This window comes from Bizionia psychrotolerans, from assembly GCF_001039595.1.
Window position 1 is genome coordinate 1 of sequence record NZ_JNGS01000003.1, and the last position, 18,509, is coordinate 18,509.

At 31.8% G+C, this 18,509-nt stretch carries 24 protein-coding genes; 18 read left to right on the plus strand and 6 right to left on the minus strand.

From position 1 onward, the window contains the following. From GK51_RS02505 to GK51_RS00295, 6 genes are all read left to right on the plus strand, one after another. On the plus strand, window positions 1–723 hold a 723-nt coding region (locus GK51_RS02505), incomplete at its 5' end, for a DUF6090 family protein (RefSeq protein ID WP_048330879.1). A 145-nt stretch (window positions 724–868) separates the two neighbouring features. Continuing rightward, on the plus strand, window positions 869–1,084 hold the full coding sequence (locus GK51_RS00275; protein ID WP_048330880.1) for a hypothetical protein: 216 nt from the start codon (window positions 869–871) through the stop codon (window positions 1,082–1,084). Further along, window positions 1,077–1,523, plus strand: coding sequence for a hypothetical protein (locus GK51_RS00280; RefSeq protein WP_048330882.1), 447 nt, complete (start codon window positions 1,077–1,079; stop codon window positions 1,521–1,523). Before GK51_RS00275 ends, GK51_RS00280 begins: the two co-directional genes overlap by 8 nt. A 163-nt stretch (window positions 1,524–1,686) precedes the next feature. Further along, window positions 1,687–2,538, plus strand: a complete 852-nt coding sequence (locus tag GK51_RS02395; protein ID WP_053069182.1) for a hypothetical protein — start codon at window positions 1,687–1,689, stop codon at window positions 2,536–2,538. Between the two features lie 12 nt (window positions 2,539–2,550). Then, window positions 2,551–3,075, plus strand: a complete 525-nt coding sequence (locus GK51_RS00290; protein WP_048330883.1) for a hypothetical protein — start codon at window positions 2,551–2,553, stop codon at window positions 3,073–3,075. Window positions 3,076–3,151: 76 nt separating this feature from the next. After that, a complete protein-coding gene (locus GK51_RS00295; protein WP_048330885.1) occupies window positions 3,152–3,505 on the plus strand; it encodes a hypothetical protein in 354 nt (117 codons plus the stop codon). Between the two features lie 140 nt (window positions 3,506–3,645). Here GK51_RS00295 and GK51_RS00300 read toward each other — a convergent pair whose 3' ends face one another. Continuing rightward, complete coding sequence (locus tag GK51_RS00300; protein WP_048330887.1) at window positions 3,646–4,263, minus strand: LysE family translocator; 618 nt, start codon at window positions 4,261–4,263, stop codon at window positions 3,646–3,648. A 263-nt stretch (window positions 4,264–4,526) separates the two neighbouring features. Here GK51_RS00300 and GK51_RS00305 point away from each other — a divergent pair, with 263 nt between their 5' ends. From GK51_RS00305 to GK51_RS00320, 4 genes are all read left to right on the plus strand, one after another. Continuing rightward, window positions 4,527–5,174, plus strand: a complete 648-nt coding sequence (locus GK51_RS00305) for a hypothetical protein (RefSeq protein WP_048330889.1) — start codon at window positions 4,527–4,529, stop codon at window positions 5,172–5,174. 68 nt (window positions 5,175–5,242) lie between these two features. After that, the gene (locus GK51_RS00310; protein WP_048330892.1) at window positions 5,243–6,244 is read left to right on the plus strand and encodes an endonuclease/exonuclease/phosphatase family protein; all 1,002 of its coding nucleotides are present in this window, start codon (window positions 5,243–5,245) and stop codon (window positions 6,242–6,244) included. 10 nt (window positions 6,245–6,254) lie between these two features. Next, window positions 6,255–7,118: an alpha/beta hydrolase gene (locus GK51_RS00315; RefSeq protein ID WP_048330953.1), complete on the plus strand. Its 864-nt coding sequence runs from the start codon at window positions 6,255–6,257 to the stop codon at window positions 7,116–7,118. 97 nt (window positions 7,119–7,215) lie between these two features. Beyond that, complete coding sequence (locus GK51_RS00320) at window positions 7,216–7,617, plus strand: DUF6326 family protein (RefSeq protein ID WP_048330894.1); 402 nt, start codon at window positions 7,216–7,218, stop codon at window positions 7,615–7,617. A gap of 79 nt (window positions 7,618–7,696) precedes the next feature. Here GK51_RS00320 and GK51_RS00325 read toward each other — a convergent pair whose 3' ends face one another. The 5 genes from GK51_RS00325 to GK51_RS00345 all read right to left on the minus strand — a co-directional run bounded on the left by GK51_RS00325 (window position 7,697) and on the right by GK51_RS00345 (window position 11,262). Then, the gene (locus GK51_RS00325; protein ID WP_053069183.1) at window positions 7,697–9,118 is read right to left on the minus strand and encodes a M20/M25/M40 family metallo-hydrolase; all 1,422 of its coding nucleotides are present in this window, start codon (window positions 9,116–9,118) and stop codon (window positions 7,697–7,699) included. Window positions 9,119–9,287: 169 nt separating this feature from the next. Then, window positions 9,288–9,692, minus strand: coding sequence for a rhodanese-like domain-containing protein (locus GK51_RS00330; RefSeq protein ID WP_048330896.1), 405 nt, complete (start codon window positions 9,690–9,692; stop codon window positions 9,288–9,290). A gap of 10 nt (window positions 9,693–9,702) precedes the next feature. Continuing rightward, complete coding sequence (locus GK51_RS00335) at window positions 9,703–10,017, minus strand: rhodanese-like domain-containing protein (RefSeq protein WP_048330898.1); 315 nt, start codon at window positions 10,015–10,017, stop codon at window positions 9,703–9,705. 101 nt (window positions 10,018–10,118) lie between these two features. Further along, entirely contained in the window at window positions 10,119–10,730 is a 612-nt protein-coding gene (locus GK51_RS00340; RefSeq protein ID WP_048330900.1) for a thioredoxin family protein, read from the minus strand. Window positions 10,731–10,737: 7 nt separating this feature from the next. After that, window positions 10,738–11,262 carry a TlpA disulfide reductase family protein gene (locus GK51_RS00345; RefSeq protein ID WP_048330901.1) on the minus strand — a complete coding sequence of 175 codons (525 nt, stop codon included), beginning with the start codon at window positions 11,260–11,262 and terminating at the stop codon, window positions 10,738–10,740. Between the two features lie 287 nt (window positions 11,263–11,549). Here GK51_RS00345 and GK51_RS00350 point away from each other — a divergent pair, with 287 nt between their 5' ends. From GK51_RS00350 to GK51_RS00385, 8 genes are all read left to right on the plus strand, one after another. Further along, entirely contained in the window at window positions 11,550–12,953 is a 1,404-nt protein-coding gene (locus GK51_RS00350; protein WP_048330903.1) for an anthranilate synthase component I family protein, read from the plus strand. A 3-nt stretch (window positions 12,954–12,956) separates the two neighbouring features. Next, window positions 12,957–13,532 (plus strand): anthranilate synthase component II, encoded by a 576-nt coding sequence (locus GK51_RS00355; RefSeq protein ID WP_048330905.1) that lies wholly within the window; start codon window positions 12,957–12,959, stop codon window positions 13,530–13,532. 177 nt (window positions 13,533–13,709) lie between these two features. Next, on the plus strand, window positions 13,710–14,702 hold the full coding sequence (trpD, locus tag GK51_RS00360) for an anthranilate phosphoribosyltransferase (RefSeq protein ID WP_048330907.1): 993 nt from the start codon (window positions 13,710–13,712) through the stop codon (window positions 14,700–14,702). Between the two features lie 15 nt (window positions 14,703–14,717). Next, window positions 14,718–15,521 carry an indole-3-glycerol phosphate synthase TrpC gene (gene trpC / locus GK51_RS00365; RefSeq protein WP_048330909.1) on the plus strand — a complete coding sequence of 268 codons (804 nt, stop codon included), beginning with the start codon at window positions 14,718–14,720 and terminating at the stop codon, window positions 15,519–15,521. A 26-nt stretch (window positions 15,522–15,547) separates the two neighbouring features. Continuing rightward, window positions 15,548–16,192, plus strand: a complete 645-nt coding sequence (locus GK51_RS00370) for a phosphoribosylanthranilate isomerase (RefSeq protein WP_048330911.1) — start codon at window positions 15,548–15,550, stop codon at window positions 16,190–16,192. Window positions 16,193–16,214: 22 nt separating this feature from the next. Continuing rightward, window positions 16,215–17,396: a tryptophan synthase subunit beta gene (gene trpB / locus GK51_RS00375; protein ID WP_048330913.1), complete on the plus strand. Its 1,182-nt coding sequence runs from the start codon at window positions 16,215–16,217 to the stop codon at window positions 17,394–17,396. Window positions 17,397–17,446: 50 nt separating this feature from the next. Further along, window positions 17,447–18,211 (plus strand): tryptophan synthase subunit alpha, encoded by a 765-nt coding sequence (gene trpA, locus GK51_RS00380; protein ID WP_048330915.1) that lies wholly within the window; start codon window positions 17,447–17,449, stop codon window positions 18,209–18,211. Window positions 18,212–18,220: 9 nt separating this feature from the next. Next, window positions 18,221–18,442: a hypothetical protein gene (locus tag GK51_RS00385; RefSeq protein WP_048330917.1), complete on the plus strand. Its 222-nt coding sequence runs from the start codon at window positions 18,221–18,223 to the stop codon at window positions 18,440–18,442. The last annotated feature ends 67 nt before the right edge of the window (window positions 18,443–18,509 follow it).

Sequence of the window (18,509 nt, forward strand, 5' to 3'; positions counted from 1 at the left end):
AAAACTGGAAAGTATTTTAAGTATGCTATTGGAGAAATAATACTTGTAGTTATTGGAATTTTGATTGCGCTTCAGATTAATAATTGGAATGAACAACGTAAAATACAGGGTAATCAAGAGAAATACTTAATTCTTCTCAAATCAGAAGCGCATAACAATTTAATTGAAGTTAACAAAGCCATAAATTTTGCCAATACCCTCAATCAATGGCAAACTAAAATTTTTAAATTAATCGATGGAACCAAAGATACCATTACAGAAAATTACCTATCAAAGGCTTTTAGTAAAGTATTTAGATACACAAACAATTTTAGATATGAAAATAGTGCACTTTCAGAGCTTAAATCTTCCGGTGATTTAAAATATGTACTTAATGATAGCCTTCGTAAATATCTAATTGCTTTAGAGCCTCTTGTTTTAAAAGTTCAAGGTCAAGAAAAAAATGTAAAACAAGATTACGAGGATTGCCAAAAATATTTAAAAAGGAATGGTTCTTTTAGAACAATAGCAAACAAAAGTGAGGGAACTGACAAATTAGGAATCCCAAAATCAACAAATATTCTCAGTAGTAATATTCATATACTCAGCAAAGAGGAATTTGAAAATAACCTTATAACTTATACTGGTACAAATAGTAATTTGGCCTCTATCCATTATCCAAGACTAAAAAACCATTTAAAAAAGATAGTCGAAATCATAGAATTAGAATTAGAAAATAAATAACGAAAGCACAACAACGTGTATAATTAATTGCTTTGGCAAGTGATTATTTGGAAAATTCCTTCGGAATTTTCTCGAGTTCGTATTTGTTTACTAAATTAGTTGCTTAACCACGCAACTAACCATACACGAACACGTTGTGTACAATATGAGAAAAACGTTATCCTTAATCTTTTTAGCTATGATTTTAAATTCTGTAACTGGACAAGAACTTAATGGGAAATGGTTACTAAAACAAATTGATTCTTGTAATGGAAAGAAAAATTATCCAGGATTTCAATTATTAGAAATTGAAAATGATCGTGTTAAAATGTTTACTGATTTTTCACTGAAAAAAAAAAGTAACACCCTTTTTAATGAGTAATGGACATTTATTAAATCCTAGCAATGAAAAAGCTTCTGAATATAAAATCGTTAACGAAAATCATATAAAATTATACATTGATGGAAAATCAAATGATAAAGATACAGTCTTTGAATGTGATTTTTTTCGACTTGAACCTACAATCACAACTTTGAATAAAGAGGATATTGAAAAAATGATTTTTGTAATTAGCAAAAACGAACGAGAAGAGGAATTTATTTTTAACAAAGAACTTTGGGACAAGAAACGGCTAGAATTATTTAAGGTAAAAGAAGGAGAAAAAAAAATGATTGAACAAATTGATTCTACATACTTTGTATCAATTTACTATAATGGGATAAGAACTGCTTCTATTCCAATAAAAGAGGTAACAACTGAATTTATTAAATTGTATAGAATTCCTAATCAATCAGAAATAGTTGCATTACGAAAAGAATAAATACTGTACACAACAACGTGTATAATTCATTGCTAGGACAATGAATAAATGGAAAATCCTGCGGATTTTCCTCTGACTCGTTTTCTTTTGCTAAATTAGTTACCTAAACACGCAACGAAACCATACACGAACACGTTGGCAGTAATTAAAGAATCGAGATAATTTGAAAGGTATTTGCGAATTATACAAAATAGATACCGAATTAAAGGAAAGCCATATATTTCCGAAATTCGCTGTGAAATATCACAAAAAAAGTGGCTCAAAATATTTAAGACAATTTATTGAACCCAACAAAAGAATTCAAGATGCTATTAAGTTACATCTTCTATCTGAAAAAGCTGAACAAGAATTTTCTGTAAAAGAAAAATGGTTTTCGGAAAAAATATTCTATCCATACATTAATGGCAAAACTGAATTGAATTATAAAGAAGAACTTTTCTATTTTGCAGTTTCATTTATGTGGAGAGTATTAATACTTAATTTTAAAACAGGAGAACTTTCAAATAAATGGTATTTCGAGATATTAAAAAATGCAGAAAAGGAATGGAGAGATTTTTTGACTAAAAAAATATATCCTAGAAATTTTGATAAAAATTACTTATTTCTAACCTGCGACTTTGAAAAAAATGATACAGGAATCAAAGGTGTTCATTACTATTTAGCAAGAACTTTTGATGCTACAATAATTAGTTCTGAAAACGAAGAAAACTTAATGATTTATGGAAAATTTAACCGCTTTATGTTTTGGAGTGTATTAAAAGGAAATCATGACTTGAAAGGAATAAACTGCTGTAAAATAGATCCAATAAATGGTGTACTAAATAGTCCACAACTATTAGATTACTTCCCTCTAAACAGCTTTTTAGGAAATAGAGTAATTGGAATAAATAAACTAAAAAAACCTAACAAATTACAGCAAGATAAAATTTTAAAAGAAGTTTTAAAAGATCCGAAGAAGTTTATGGATTCTGAAGTTGGCAGAGTTTTATTCAAAGACTATAATGATGAAAACTAATTCCCCATAATTATGACACCTGAACAACTTCAATCAAAGAAATATATAATTGATTATCTATCTAAAGATGAAAGAAAAGATCCTATTATCAATTCGGCAATTGAAAATTTAAAAAAAATAGAAAATTCTAGTTATCATCTCTGTAAATCACCAAATGATATTGGGTTAATTTTTGATTTGATAAAAGAACAAGGGTCAGATATTATAATCCATTTTCTTGCCCATGGAGGCAAATATGGAATTTCACGAAAAACGGATATCTATTTTGTAGAGGTTATTCATTGGGAATTATTACTTCAATCTTTCAAAAGTATTAAAGAAAGGTGTAACTCACTATCTATAAATCTTATGGCTGTTTGCTCAAGTTACTATATAACTTTGTATGAGAATAAACCTTACAATTCAATTTGGACAACAAACAAAAACACTAACTCAATTGAAAACTCAATTCGAATTTACTCTAAAAAAAGCTATGATGCGATAGTTAATAGTTTTGAAGAATCAGGAATGTTTAATGAAACCATGGGAAATGAATAAGTTAAAAACTACTGCCAACAAAGTGCCGTGGTAAAAACAAGCAACAAAATATACAAAAAGTGGTTTACTTAATTTGATGAAAAGAAAAAAATTAAAAATATCATTAATTATAATCGGGACAGTTATATTAAGTAATTTTCTATCTGTTTATATAAATATCTTAACGGATGGTTTGTTTAGAACCTATCTATATCAAACAGAAAATACCGAATTTGTATTTACAGCTATGCCAGCAAAAGGACGCGATATTGGCATGATGGAAAGACAATTTTCTTCATTTAAAGAAAAAAATCCTGAATATAAAGAATTGGAAATTCATAGAACTTTCAAACGAAACCCATTAAAATTCTGGAATTGGTATTCATATTTGTCGCACGGCATGTATAATTATAACTATCAAAATGAAGTAGAATCTAATTCTAGGAATTGAAAGTTTGTGATATAGAAAAAATAAGCATTGCAAAAGCTAGAATTAATTCCATAGGCAGTCTACTTACGAAAATCTGCTTTAGCCTGATAGTATAATAGGTTGCTTTAAACACTAGCAAAAATCAATTTAGGATTCCTAAATCAGAGCAAATAAACAACATTCCCAATCCCAACAATAGCTGTTATACATCCTAAAATAAAATTCATTTTAGTCGCAATAAAAGTCAGTTTGTGTTCAATTTTATCAGCAATAGTGGCATAAACGGAATACAAAATAAATGAACCAACCGTGGAGCCAATGGAAAAATAGAAACTATTGAGCAACGAATACTCAAAATAGTCTAACCCGATTAATAACGATATGGATGTAAAGTAAAATGGAATGGCAACCATGTTTAATGAGGACATAACGATGCCGTGTAAATACGCTCGCGACTTTTCAATTTCCACCTTCTTTTCTTGGTTTTTTTTAGTGATATGAAGTCTGAAAAAATTAATGGATAACAGCAATAGAATTCCTGTTCCTACTTTTTGAATGGTAGTAATGTACTCTGAATTCTCCATCAAAACGCTGGATAAGTAAGCGCCAATATTCGCTTGAAAAAACAAAACCGTTGCATAACCACCAATTAAATAGTATGCGGCTTTCCTCCCGCTTTTTAAACTAAACTTAACAACTGTCATGTTTAAAAAACTGGGAACAATGCTACCAGAAATAGCAACAATAAATCCAAAAAATAAACAGGTAAAAAAGGTCATAATTTATGTCAAATAACAAATAAACAATTTATGCTCTGAACATATTGACGTGATTCCTATTTACTTTAGTGCAATAAAACACATAAATTATTTTTTTCCGGAAATTGTAGTACCTTTTTACACACCAAAAATTACGTCCACATGTTTGTAAATAAAAAACTGAACTATTGAACGTAATGGTTAGAAGGTTTTTTGGAAGACACTAAAATGAAACGTGACAAGAATAAATTAGCGGTAAAGCAAAACTAAAAACACAGAAATCCATGAAAATAAATAGCATCATTATCGGACTCCTTTACATGTCACTTTTTGCTTGCGGTCAGGGAAACAATAATGACCGATTTTTATTTTTTCTCCACAACCGTTTTTTAGAAGAGCACAGCTTACAAGACGAACATCCCGATTTTGGACGCACAGAATACGAAGAAATAATTTCCGAATTCAAGAAAAGTGGACTCCACGTTATTAGTGAAAAACGGCAAGGAAATGTTAATGCACGAGATTATGCCATAACTATTGTAAGGCAAATTGATAGCTTGTTAAAACGCGGAATCGAAGCTAAAAACATAACAGTTGTTGGCACATCAAAAGGTGGTTATATTGCGCAATACGTTTCTACTTTAGCTAATAATTCAGAATTAAATTTTGTTTTTATAGCCAGTTTTCAAGACTCCGATATTCAGAATATTCCAGACATCAACTACTGTGGTAACATTCTTAACATTTTCGAAAAATCAGATCCTTTTGGCGTTTCGGCTTTAGAGCGAATTAAAACCTCAACTTGTAAAATAGAACATTTTAAAGAAATAGAATTGCAGACTGGAATGGGTCATGGTTTTTTATTTAAACCTTTAGAAGAATGGATAAAACCGACTATTAATTGGGCTTACGGAAATTATACAGATGACTAATTGATTCTCATAGTTTAAAAATTAAAAAAACAATAGGTCGTATTCTTTTCTACAGTATCTTTAAGAAGATGATGAAATTAAAAAAAATAATAAAATTCACATTATACCTCATTGCAATTGTTGTTGCTATTTGTTCTATGCTTTCGGTGTTCAGAAATGCAGAAATCCGTTATCTGAAAATGTTGGACTTTCCACGCATTCAACTTTTTATCTTATCATTTATATGTTTTCTGTGGCTTTCATTCACCTTAAAAAACCGACCTTGGTATAAAATTTTGGCTATCATAGGATTGCTATTTGGTTTATTAATAAATGGCTCTTTTATAATTAATTATACACCTTTGGTGCCAGAACAAGTGCCTACAGCCAAAGAAATAACTAGTCCAAAAAACCAACTCAGCCTTTTAATAGCTAATGTGAAAATGTCCAATAAAAATGCAGACCTTTTAATTAATCTTATTGAAACCAAAAAACCTGATTTAGTTTTGGCAATGGAAACAGATACTTGGTGGAATAAACAATTAAAAGTTTTAAAAGATGATTATCCTTATAACCAGAAAGCAATAAACGAAGTTACATACGGCATGATTTTATTCAGTAAGTTTCCTTTAAAAAACGTAAAGATCAATTATTTGAACAATGAAAAAGTTCCTTCTTTTGAAAGCTCAATTTTGCTAACAAACAATAGAACCATCAGTCTGCATTGCCTTCATCCTGTTCCACCGACGCATTTTGAGGAGTTACCTGACAATGCAAGTCAAGACGAAAATGCCATGAAAAAATTAGGTAGCCTTATTGAAAAACGAAAGTATCCAACCATAGTAGCTGGCGATTTAAACGATGTAGTTTGGTCCTATGTTGATGATTTAACCAATACGGAAAATTTGTTGTATGATGTTCGCGTTGGTAGAGGTTTTTATAACTCTTACAATGCGGAGAATATCTTAATGCGTTGGCCATTAGATCATATTTTTGTAACAGAAGAATTTCATTTAAACAAAATAGAACGTTTATCAAAAATAGGATCAGATCATTTCCCAATTTATGTTGAACTTGTGTTATCAAAATAAAAAATTAATTATGAAAAACATATTGAACTTATGTGTTCTTGCCATTTTCACCATAACCTGCCTTTCTTGCGAATCGAAAAAGAAAGAACCCGAATCGAAACAATCAGAATCGAAATATTATACAGATTCTATTTTTAGTTCAAGCTTATCCGAATTCAGAAAACACAATGTTTACTTGCCTAAAAATTTTGATAGTAACCTTAAATATCCCATTATTTATGCAACAGACGGGAACAATACAATTGAAAATAGTTTTTATAAAACGCTATTAGATTCATTGATAAACCATCACATTATAAAACCTGTTATGCTTATTGTGAGTCATTCAAACAGCAAAATTGCAGATAGCACAAGTACCACAACAGGCGATGGACAAAAAGTGCACTTACAATTTCGAAATTTTGAATATGTAGATAGGAAACCTACACGACTAGAAGACTCTATGTTAGTTAATCGATTTAATAATCACATGGTCTATTTTGAAGATGAATTAATCACAACTATTGAAAACACATTTAGGCAAAAATTAATTAAAGAGGATCGTTATTTTTATGGCGTTTCCAATGGTGCTGGATTTGGCATGAGCTTATTAAATACCTATCCGAATACAATAGGAACCTATATTTGCTTGTCTACTTTTGGAGGCGACATGCAATCCAACTTGTGGCAAGAAAATGTTAACTATCCTAATTTGTATTTACAATATGGCAGTGAAGAACCCTTTTTCCTGAAGGATGATGCAGATTTTTTGAAAGCTAAATATGCAGAATTAAATTTGTTTGCAGAAGTTAAAGCATTTGAAGGTGGACACGATTATAAAAAGTGGCAAGAAACCTTTTCCGAAACGATAATTGCTTTATTTAAAACAGAATAATTTATTTTTCGATTCCCAGGCAACCATTTACTGAAATTATGCGTCTTTATATTTAGAAGAATATGCAAAGCTGATTAACCACAAAAACAAACTGTAAATGTTAGAAAATCCGATAGTAAATATTAAAATAAAATTAGCTGGATTGTGGGCTGCGGTTACCTTTTGCTATTTATATGGTGATTATTTTGAATTATACACACCAGAAAAAGTGAATAGTCTTATCAGTGGCAACAATATTTTAGACACGCCAAGCAGTCTATTATTAGCCTCTATAATTCTAGCCATACCTTCCATTATGGTTGCAGCATCACTACTGCTAAAACCAAAACTAAACAGAATTCTAAACATTTTATTTGGCATTCTGTTTACAATCATGATGGTATTTATAGCCATAAACTCAACAAACGAATGGTATCTATTTTATATGTTTCTAGCTATTTTAGAGAGTATTATTACCGCTTTAATTGTTTGGCATGCTTGGAAATGGCCGAAAAAGTAATGGACTCAAAATAAGCCTTTTACCAATTCTAATTCTATACATATTCAAGAAAAGGGATTAAAGGTTTTGAGCTTTCATTTTACTCCAAACAAAGCTCTAAAAATCGCGTGTAAGTTGCGTGCCCTTTTTGAAGAACATCTTTAGGTATGCGCTCATTATAGGTATGAACAGATTCTAGGTATTTTTTTTCTAATTTTATGGGTACGGTAGAATAAGCAGGAATTCCATGTGCTCTAAAAGCTGGAGCATCATTAGCATTAGGAAGTATTACCGAAGCTATTTTAGAATACGGATAATTTTGCTGAATGGCACCTTTCAGGTTTTTGTAAAATATGGTATTTTCAGAAGATGGGTCTGAATACAGCGTTTCTTTAATAATTTCAATTTCAATTAAGTCATTGTCCAAGGACTTTTTTAAATATGATATGAAATTTTCAGTGGATTCATTTGGCAATAGTCTGCAATCCAAAATAGCCGAAACGTCATCAGGAATCACATTAAATTTAGTGTTACCATCGCTTAAACTGGTTAACGTAATCGTATTCGTAAAAAGTGCTCTTAAAACGGGCTCCTTCCGAAGTTTAGCTGTAATAAGCGGTTTGAAAAACTTGGGATGCTTTAAGGCAAATCCTGTAAAACCTTCATTGAGATCTCCAAAACTTTTTAAAAGACTAATAGTTAGTTTGTTATATGAAATTTTTGGTTTTTTATCCAACAGATTATTAAGCGCTGTAACCATTTCTTTGTTGGCATAAGTTAAAGGCGTTACTGAACTATGGCCATTCGTTTTTATTTCTAGGTTTAACCGCAACCAAAGTGCTCTTTTTTGTGTCACTGAAACACCAAAAATAGATAAATCTGGCTTGTTTGTAATAAGTCCTTTTAATGCAGGTGGACCTTCTCCAATAACAACGGCTGGATTTATAATATCAAGATAATTTTCAATAACATATCCTATTCCACCTTCACATTGTGTTTCTTCGCAGGACACCGCTAAAAATGTCACATTATATTTTATAGGTTTATTCTTAAACCGATTTGCAATTTCAATAACACTAAATAATTGCATGATGGCCATGCCTTTGTTATCAAAAGCACCACGTCCCCAAACTTCAGAATCCGTAATTGCTCCAGAAAAAGGTGGGAATTCCCATTTATCTAAATCGCCAGGAGGTACAACATCTATATGGTTTAACAACACAATATTTAAAAGATCTTTTTCTAAAGGACGAATGGAAGCTGAAAAGTTATAATTACCATTTTCATTACCCATTTGAGTAATAAACAACCCATTTTCTTTACATAGGTTTTTAAGAAATTCTCCAGCTTCAAACTCGTTGCCACTTATTGAATTTATTTGCAAATACTTACTTAAAATCTGCTGAATGCTGTAATGTTCATTTTTGTAAATAATAGTAGAATCATCCAGGTCAGAAGCATAGATTTCTAACTTCGGATATAAAAACAGTAACGCTAAAAGTAATGTAAATTTTAGAGGCATTTCCTTACTCCACTAGGGTTAATAGTTGTGTGAATATAAAAAAAAATTAATGTAACTATTATTTAATTATTTTAAGAATTGATATAATTTGAGAAGAAATTAACTGCAAAGCACCTTGACGGTTAGATATAGGAAAATTTAAGAAATTTCTAAATTTATGAATCGTAAATTAATTGGTCATAACAATTTCGTGACCATCGTGTTCCCATTTGGAAATACCACCTTGTAAATCATAAATTTTCACAAAACCAGCTTCCAACATTTTTTTAGCACATTTAGCACTTCTACCACCAGACCTGCAATATAAAATAACCGGTTTATTTTTATCTAATTTTAAAATATCTTCCTCAAATGTTGCCGATAAGAAATCGATATTCTGAAAATTATCAATGTAGCCTTCGGCATATTCTTCAGGAGTTCTCACATCTATAAGTTGCACGTCATCCAAGTCTAAAAGTGCCTGCATTTCTTCAGCAGTTACAACTTGAATGATGTCATTATTTTTTGATGATTCTTGACAACTACTAAAGGTTAGCAAAATAAACAAAAGACTAAAACCGAAAATATTTTTCATAATTTTAAATTTATGGTTGGATTACCTTACCTGTCCAATCGCTAAAACCACCCATTAAATTATAGGCGTTTTCAATACCCAATTGATTCATAATGGCGCAAGCCTGCGCACTACGACCACCAGACCTACAATATACATAGTAATTTTTAGTTTTGTCCAATTCCTGAATTTGACTAATAAATTCCTGCGTCTGATAGATATCCATTTGCAGTGCATTCGGAATCATACCTTCAGCAACCTCTTCATCACTTCGGACATCCACAATAATTGCCTGGTCATCATTTTGTAATTGATTGCTCCAATCAGCTTGATTTAAATCTGCCATTTTTATTAAATTTATTCAAAATTACTACTATTTCATTAATAGACGAAAAAAAATCCGAACAGTTACGTATCGGATTTTAAAAATTTGAATTTTAATTGTTTTTAAACTTTTATGCTACATCCAATTGCACGCGTTTGAGTTTCCTTTATGGCTTTTCCGGCAAGTAAAGCATCAACAGCATCTTCCGCGTATTTTTGATTCACGGCTTTAGCATCCTGGTAATTATCGTCGATAGCACCTATATATTTCACTTGGTTACCTTGTTCTGTTTTCTGTAAAATATATACATGAGGCGTTTTTGTTGCACCATATTGTGGATATATTTGTTGCCCTTTATCTATTAAATACGGAAATGTAAAACCTTTTGACTTCGCTCTAGCTTTCATGGCTTCCATATTATCTTCAGGTTTCACATCTGTATTATTAGGCATAATAGCTATTACAGGATAGCCTTTTTGGGCATACTTTTTGTCTAATGCGATGATGCGATCTTCATATGCCACAGCATATGGACAGGTATTACAGGTGAAAATTACAATAAACCCTTTTGCGTCCGTATAATCTTTAAGGGACACCATGTTTCCATCAATGTTTTCTAGGCTAAAATCGGTTGCCATATCTCCTACTTTATATCCAGAGTCTTCAGTTTTTACTGTAAAAGCAAAAAAGGATATAACCGCTAAAAGTATACATGTTGTTTTGAGTGTTTTCATTTTATTGTTAATTTAAAAATTTATAAAGTTCTGTTTCTATTTCGTTATACGTAAACGTTTGTTCGTAAAACGCCCTTTTGTTTTTACTATAAATAAGTGTTGCCGGAATAGCACCACTCCAATTTCGGCTCACTTGCGGAATCCAACTATTAGCATCCACATCATTTAAAACTAAAATTTCAGATTGTAATTTATGCTCTTTAATAAAAGGCTTCAGTTTGGTTTCATATTGTCTCGGAAAATCCAAACTCACCAATATAACTTTAACATTTTTCGATTTAAAATTTTCTCCTATTTTCTCGAAAGCAGGTAATTCCTTGATACATGGTGCGCACCAAGTTGCCCAAAAATTAACAACGTAAACAATTTCATTTTCCTGATGCAAAAATGGTTTCAAACCTTCAAAATCATAAACCTGAAGACTATCTGCAAAACTTCCGGAATTCAGATTCGATACTTCAACTTGATTCGATTTAGAAACATCTTGACAGTTCCAAATGAAAAGGACCAAAAAACAAATCACATATTTCATAAGGTTAAAAATACATATTTGTTTTTAATTGATTTAAGGTTTAACAAACATTTAAACGAGTAGACTATCTTTTAAACCATTTTTATGCAATATCTTTTGGTTAGTAAAATTTTCATTTTATATTTGACATTCAATTAAAGATAATATGAACTTAATTTTAAATCATACGTGGTGGTGGAACAATCGAAACTCAAAATTCGTGAACTAACCCAATACGTATATTTTAAATAAACATACTAAAAAAGGCTTGTCATTCACGACAAGCCTTTTTTTTATTGCCAAAATCTATGAAAACATTTAGTCTCTATACCCATTACAAAAAAATTCTTGCAGATACCATTACGCCTGTAAGTGTTTATCTTAAAATTCGAGATAAATTTCCAAATAGCATTTTGTTAGAAAGTAGCGATTATCATGCGAATGATAATACGTTTTCATACATCTGCTGCAATCCCATTGCTTCTATTTCGGTTAAAAATGAAGAAATAACTCAAAACTTTCCAGATGGTAGCAGCCTGATACATAAGATTTCCAAAAAGGAAAATGTAGTAGAAAGTATTCACAAATTCACCAAGCGTTTTAAAATTCATTCGGACACCGATTTTAAATTCATTAATAACGGTATTTTTGGTTATATGGCTTATGATGCGGTTCGGTATTTTGAAGATATTTCAATATCTAAAAAAGAAGGTCATCAAGATATTCCTGATATTTTTTATGCAGTTTATCAGAATATAATTGCCATAAATCACCATAAAAATGAAGCCTATATTTTTGCGCATTGTTTTAATACGGAAACTAATATTGATGAAATATTACAACTCATAACTTCCAGAAATTTTTCAGCATTTAATTTTTCAACATCAAGTGAAACCACATCCAATTTAACGGATGCCGCATATAAAGAACATGTTGAACTTGCCAAACAACATTGTGCACGAGGAGATGTTTTTCAGTTAGTTTTATCTAAAAAATTCTCACAGAAATTCAAAGGTGATGATTTTAATGTCTATCGCGCATTGCGAAGTATTAATCCATCACCATACTTATTCTATTTTGATTATGGCGATTTTAAAATTTTCGGAAGTTCTCCAGAAGCTCAATTAATCGTTCAAGATGATAAAGCAGAAATACATCCAATTGCTGGAACATTTAAACGAACTGGTAATGACGAGAAAGATGCGATGTTGGCAAAACAATTAGCTGAAGATGATAAAGAAAATGCAGAACATGTGATGTTAGTTGATTTGGCGAGGAACGATTTAAGCCGTCATGGAAGTCAAGTAAAAGTTGAAACCTATAGAGAAATTCAATTTTTCTCTCATGTTATTCATTTAGTAAGTAAAGTTACTGGTAAAAAACATACAGAGACCACAACCATGCAAATGGTTGCTGACACGTTTCCAGCTGGAACATTAAGTGGAGCACCAAAACATAAAGCCATGCAACTCATTGAAAAATATGAAACCACAAGTCGTGATTTTTATGGAGGAGCTATCGGATTTATGGATTTTCAAGGTAATTTTAACCATGCCATTATGATTCGAACATTTTTGAGTAAAAATCACGAATTACATTGGCAAGCTGGTGCTGGTTTGGTTTCTAAATCCAATCCAGAAAACGAATTGCAAGAAGTTTATAATAAATTAGGCGCTTTAACAAAAGCCATAGAATTAGCAACGGAAATCTAGAAAATGGAAAACAACACACGTATATTAGTTATTGATAATTATGATAGTTTTACCTATAATTTGGTACATTATTTAGAAGATTTAGATTGCCAAGTAACTGTAAAACGGAATGATCAACTCAATTTGGACGACGTTGAGCCTTTTGATAAAATTGTATTATCTCCTGGTCCTGGAATTCCAGACGAAGCTGGATTACTTAAAGCCATTATTAAAAAATATGCATCCACAAAAAGTATTTTAGGTGTTTGCTTGGGTCAACAAGCCATTGGCGAAGTTTTTGGTGGTACGTTAACAAATTTGGAAACCGTGTTTCATGGTGTTGCTACTCAAATTACTGTTTCAGTTGATGATGAAGCACTTTTCAACGGGTTAGGAAAAAACATAGAAGTTGGTCGTTACCATTCTTGGGTTGTTCAGGAAAATTTACCAGATGTTTTGGAGGCCACATCTTATGATGAAAACGGACAAATTATGTCACTACGTCATAAAATATTTGATGTTCGTGGTGTTCAGTTTCATCCAGAATCTGTTTTAACGCCTAATGGTAAGCAAATGTTGGCAAATTGGCTGAAGACATAATCCTTTAATAAATAGAAATTAAAATTAATATCGAGAAGATGTCACTTCTCCTGCCTGCCGAATGGAAGGAGTGGTTTTTGAGGTTCTCGATAAAATCTCGATGAAAATCGAGATCACTCGAACTGACGAATAGTATTTGTAGTGTATTTTAAAATATGAAAAAATAGTATCCAGAAGATGAAAAACATACTTAACAGACTTATTAATCAAGAGCATATTTCTAGCGAGGAAGCCAAAAATGTTTTAGTTAATATTTCAAAAGATAATTACAATCAGAGTCAGATTGCATCCTTTTTAACAGTTTATATGATGCGGAATATTACCCTTGAGGAACTTCAAGGTTTTCGTGATGCCTTATTAGAATTATGCATTCCGGTAGATTTGAAAGGTTATAATGCAATTGATTTATGTGGAACTGGAGGCGATGGAAAAGACACCTTTAATATTTCAACTTTAGCATCGTTTGTAACAGCAGGAGCTGGAGTAAACGTAGCCAAACACGGCAATTATGGTGTGTCCTCTGCTTGTGGTTCATCAAACGTCATGGAGCATTTAGGCGTGAAATTTAGTAATGACATTGGGTTTCTAAAAACCTGTTTAGATGATGCTGGCATTTGTATTTTACATGCACCGTTATTTCATCCTGCTATGAAAAATGTTGCACCTATTCGTAGAGAATTGGGCGTCAAAACATTTTTTAATATGTTAGGACCTATGGTAAATCCAGCCTTTCCAAAAAATCAAATGGTTGGCGTTTTTAGTCTTGAACTTTTGCGATTGTACAGTTATCTATATCAAAATACCGATAAAAACTATAGCATTGTACATGCTCTGGATGGCTATGATGAAATTTCATTAACAGGTTCTGCAAAAGTGATTAATAATGCATCTGAAAAAATGCTAAATCCAACCGATTTTGGGGTTGAGGCACTAACTCAAGAAGCCATTCATGGAGGAGATTCAATAGCTTCATCCGCTAAAATATTTACGCATATTTTAAATGGACAAGGCACCAATGCTCAAAATAATGTGGTATGCGCCAATGCTGCAATAGCCATTTCAACGGTAAGAAATACATCTATATCTCAAAGTTTTGCTTTAGCCCAAGAATCTTTAAAAAGTGGTGCAGCTAAAAAGCGTTTTGATAAATTAGTAGCCTTAAGTAAATAATTTAGAAACTATAAAATGGACATTTTAGAAAAAATAGTTGCAGATAAACGTCAGGAAGTTGCCTTAAGAAAACAGCTTATTCCTATTGCACAATTGGAGCAATCTATAATATTTGAACGTGAAACGTTTTCTTTAGTCGAAAATTTACAAAAAAGTAATTCAGGTATCATAGCCGAACATAAAAGACGATCACCTTCCAAACAGGTTATCAATCATAATGTAAATGTATTTGATGTGGCACAAGGCTATGAAAAAGCAAGCGTTTGCGGTATGTCTGTTTTAACAGATGGCAAATATTTTGGTGGTTCTTTGGACGATTTATTACTGGCAAGAGCCAGTTGTAACCTCCCACTTTTGCGCAAAGAATTTATAATTGATGCGTATCAAATTTTAGAAGCCAAAGCTAATGGAGCTGATGTTATTTTATTAATTGCTGCCATCTTAACAAAAGAAGAAATTAAAGCTTTTTCTGAATTGGCCAAAAGTTTAAGTTTAGAAGTTCTTTTAGAAGTTCACAACGAAGCCGAGTTGCAAAAATCCATCATGCCGAGTTTGGATATGATTGGTGTCAACAATCGGAATTTAAAAACCTTTGAAGTTTCAATAGAAACCAGTAAGAATTTAAGTCAATTAATTCCTGACAATTTCATAAAAGTGTCCGAAAGCGGTATCAGTACTGTTGAAGCCATCAAACAATTAAAACCATATGGTTTTCAAGGTTTTTTAATAGGCGAAAATTTCATGAAAACAGATAATCCAGGTAAAAGTGCTACAACTTTTATTAAAAATTTAGAGCACGTCACTTCGAGTGATTTTTGAGAAATGAAAAAATAATATAGAATAAGATGAAATTGAAAGTTTGCGGCATGAAATTTCCTGAAAACATAGAATCAGTTGCCACGTTGCAGCCCGATTATCTAGGTTTTATCTTTTATAAGAAATCAGCGCGTTATTTTGATGGTATTATTCCAGATTTATCACAATCCATTAAAAAAGTGGGTGTATTTGTAGATACTTCAACAGAAGAAATTATAACCATTTCTAATAATTATAATTTAGATGTTGTGCAACTTCATGGTGATCAGTCCAAAGAATTTGTTTTAAATCTCAATGGACTCGCAACCCTCTATGCTACTAAAGATTTTGAGATTTGGAAAGTGTTTAGTGTTGGCAAAAATTTCGATTTTAATCAATTAAAACCGTTTGAAAACAAGGTGGACAAATTTTTATTTGATACCAAAGGCAAACTTCAAGGTGGAAATGGATATGCTTTCAATTGGGAAATATTAAAAAAATATCCCTCAAAAAAACCCTTTGTTTTAAGTGGCGGAATAGGTCTGGAACAATTAGAAAATATCAAGAACTTCTTAAAGGAAGACATTTCAAAATATTGTTATGCATTAGATTTAAATAGCGCATTTGAAACAGAACCAGGCGTAAAAGAGATTAAAAAGTTAAACGAATTTAAAAATAAATTAAGTCACTTCTAGTGATATTTTAGGAACTAAAAATATGACATACAACATTAACGAAAAAGGATATTACGGTGAATTTGGAGGTGCATACATTCCTGAAATGCTTTATCCAAACGTAGAAGAATTGCGTCAAAAATACTTAAAAGTCATGGCCGAGCCTGATTTTCAAAAGGAATTTAAAGCGTTGCTTAGAGATTATGTAGGCAGACCATCTCCTTTGTATTTTGCCAAACGCCTTTCAGAAAAATACAACACAAAAATTTATTTAAAACGCGAAGATTTAAATCACACAGGTGCTCATAAAATCAACAATACCATTGGTCAAATTCTTATGGCACAACGTTTGGGTAAAAAACGCATTATTGCCGAAACTGGTGCTGGACAACATGGTGTTGCTACAGCAACTGTTTGTGCTTTAATGGGCTTGGAATGTATAGTATACATGGGTGAAATTGACATGGCTAGACAAGCACCAAATGTAGCACGCATGAATATGCTTGGAGCCAAAGTTGTTCCTGCAACATCTGGTAGTAAAACACTAAAAGATGCCACAAATGAAGCCATTCGCGATTGGATTAATAATCCTTTGAACACACATTATATAATTGGAAGTGTGGTTGGTCCACATCCATATCCTGATATGGTAGCCCGTTTTCAAGCCATCGTTTCAGAAGAAATAAAATGGCAATTACAAGAACAAGAAGGTAACCCAAATCCGGATTATGTGATAGCTTGTGTTGGTGGTGGAAGCAATGCAGCAGGAGCTTACTATCATTTTTTAGAAGACACGTCTGTTAAACTTATTGCAGTTGAAGCTGCTGGAAAAGGCGTCAATTCAGGTGAAAGTGCAGCTACGTCTGCATTAGGAAAAATAGGTATTATTCATGGTAGCAAAACTTTACTGATGCAAACTAACGATGGACAAATTACAGAACCTTATTCCATTTCAGCTGGCTTGGATTATCCTGGTGTTGGCCCAATGCACGCGCATTTATATCAATCGGGTCGTGCTGAATTTATATCTATTACAGATGATGAAGCCATGCAAGCTGGAATAGAATTATCCAAATTAGAAGGTATTATTCCTGCCATTGAAACCGCACATGCCTTGGCTGTTTTTAAAGAAAAAACATTTCAACCAAATGATATTGTTGTGGTTAGTTTATCGGGTCGTGGTGATAAGGATTTAAGCACATATAGTGAATATTTTAATTTGTAAGAAAACAATAAGACCCTGAAACAAGTTCAGGTTAACGAAAGACCAAAGAAATGAACAGAATTAATCAAAAATTGCAAACTAACAAAAAGCTTTTATCCATATATTTTACTGCTGGATTTCCCCAAATAGAAGATACCGTTTCCATCATTCAAGACCTTGAAAAAAGTGGTGTGGATATGATAGAAATTGGCTTACCATTTAGTGATCCGCTTGCAGATGGCCCAACTATTCAAGCAAGCTCTAAACAAGCATTAAAAAATGGCATGACAACAGAAACGCTTTTTAATCATTTGAAAGATATTCGCAAAACCGTTTCTATTCCATTAATAATCATGGGCTATTTTAATCCTATATTGCAATATGGTGTGGAAGCGTTCTGTAAAAAATGTCAAGAAATAGGTATTGACGGATTAATAATTCCCGATTTACCTGTTGATGTTTATAATGACAACTACAAAGTCCTTTTTGAAAAACACGGACTCATCAATGTCTTTTTAATTACACCACAAACATCTGAAAAACGTATTCGTTTTATTGATGACATTTCAAACGGATTTATATACATGGTAAGTAGTGCTAGCGTAACAGGTAGTCAATCTGGATTTGGTGATGAGCAAATGATCTATTTTAAACGTATTAAAGATATGCATTTAAAAAATCCGCAGATAATTGGTTTTGGTATTTCAACTGCAGAAACATTTAATCAAGCTACTAAATACGCCAAAGGTGCGATAATAGGAAGTGCTTTTATTAAACATCTTAAACATGAAGGTATTAACAAAGTTCATAGCTTTGTAAAAACTATCATTTCATAAAATCTGTCCATGTCAAAAATTCTAAATGATTGGAAATTATTACTTTTATTATGCCTAACGCTTGGGCTTGCTCCATTTTTCCCAGAACCACATATTTGGGGCAAACTAAAATGGCTTGTTGGAGGTGCTACCGGTATGGAGCCAATGGATTGGTTTGATTTGCTATTTCATGGATTTCCATTTCTATTATTATTTAGGTATTTGGTTAAAAAAAATTTAAAAAAAACATAAATCTATTATTGACTAATTCGTTTTAAAAAATCTATTTTTTTATTTTTGAAATACTATCTGATTCATT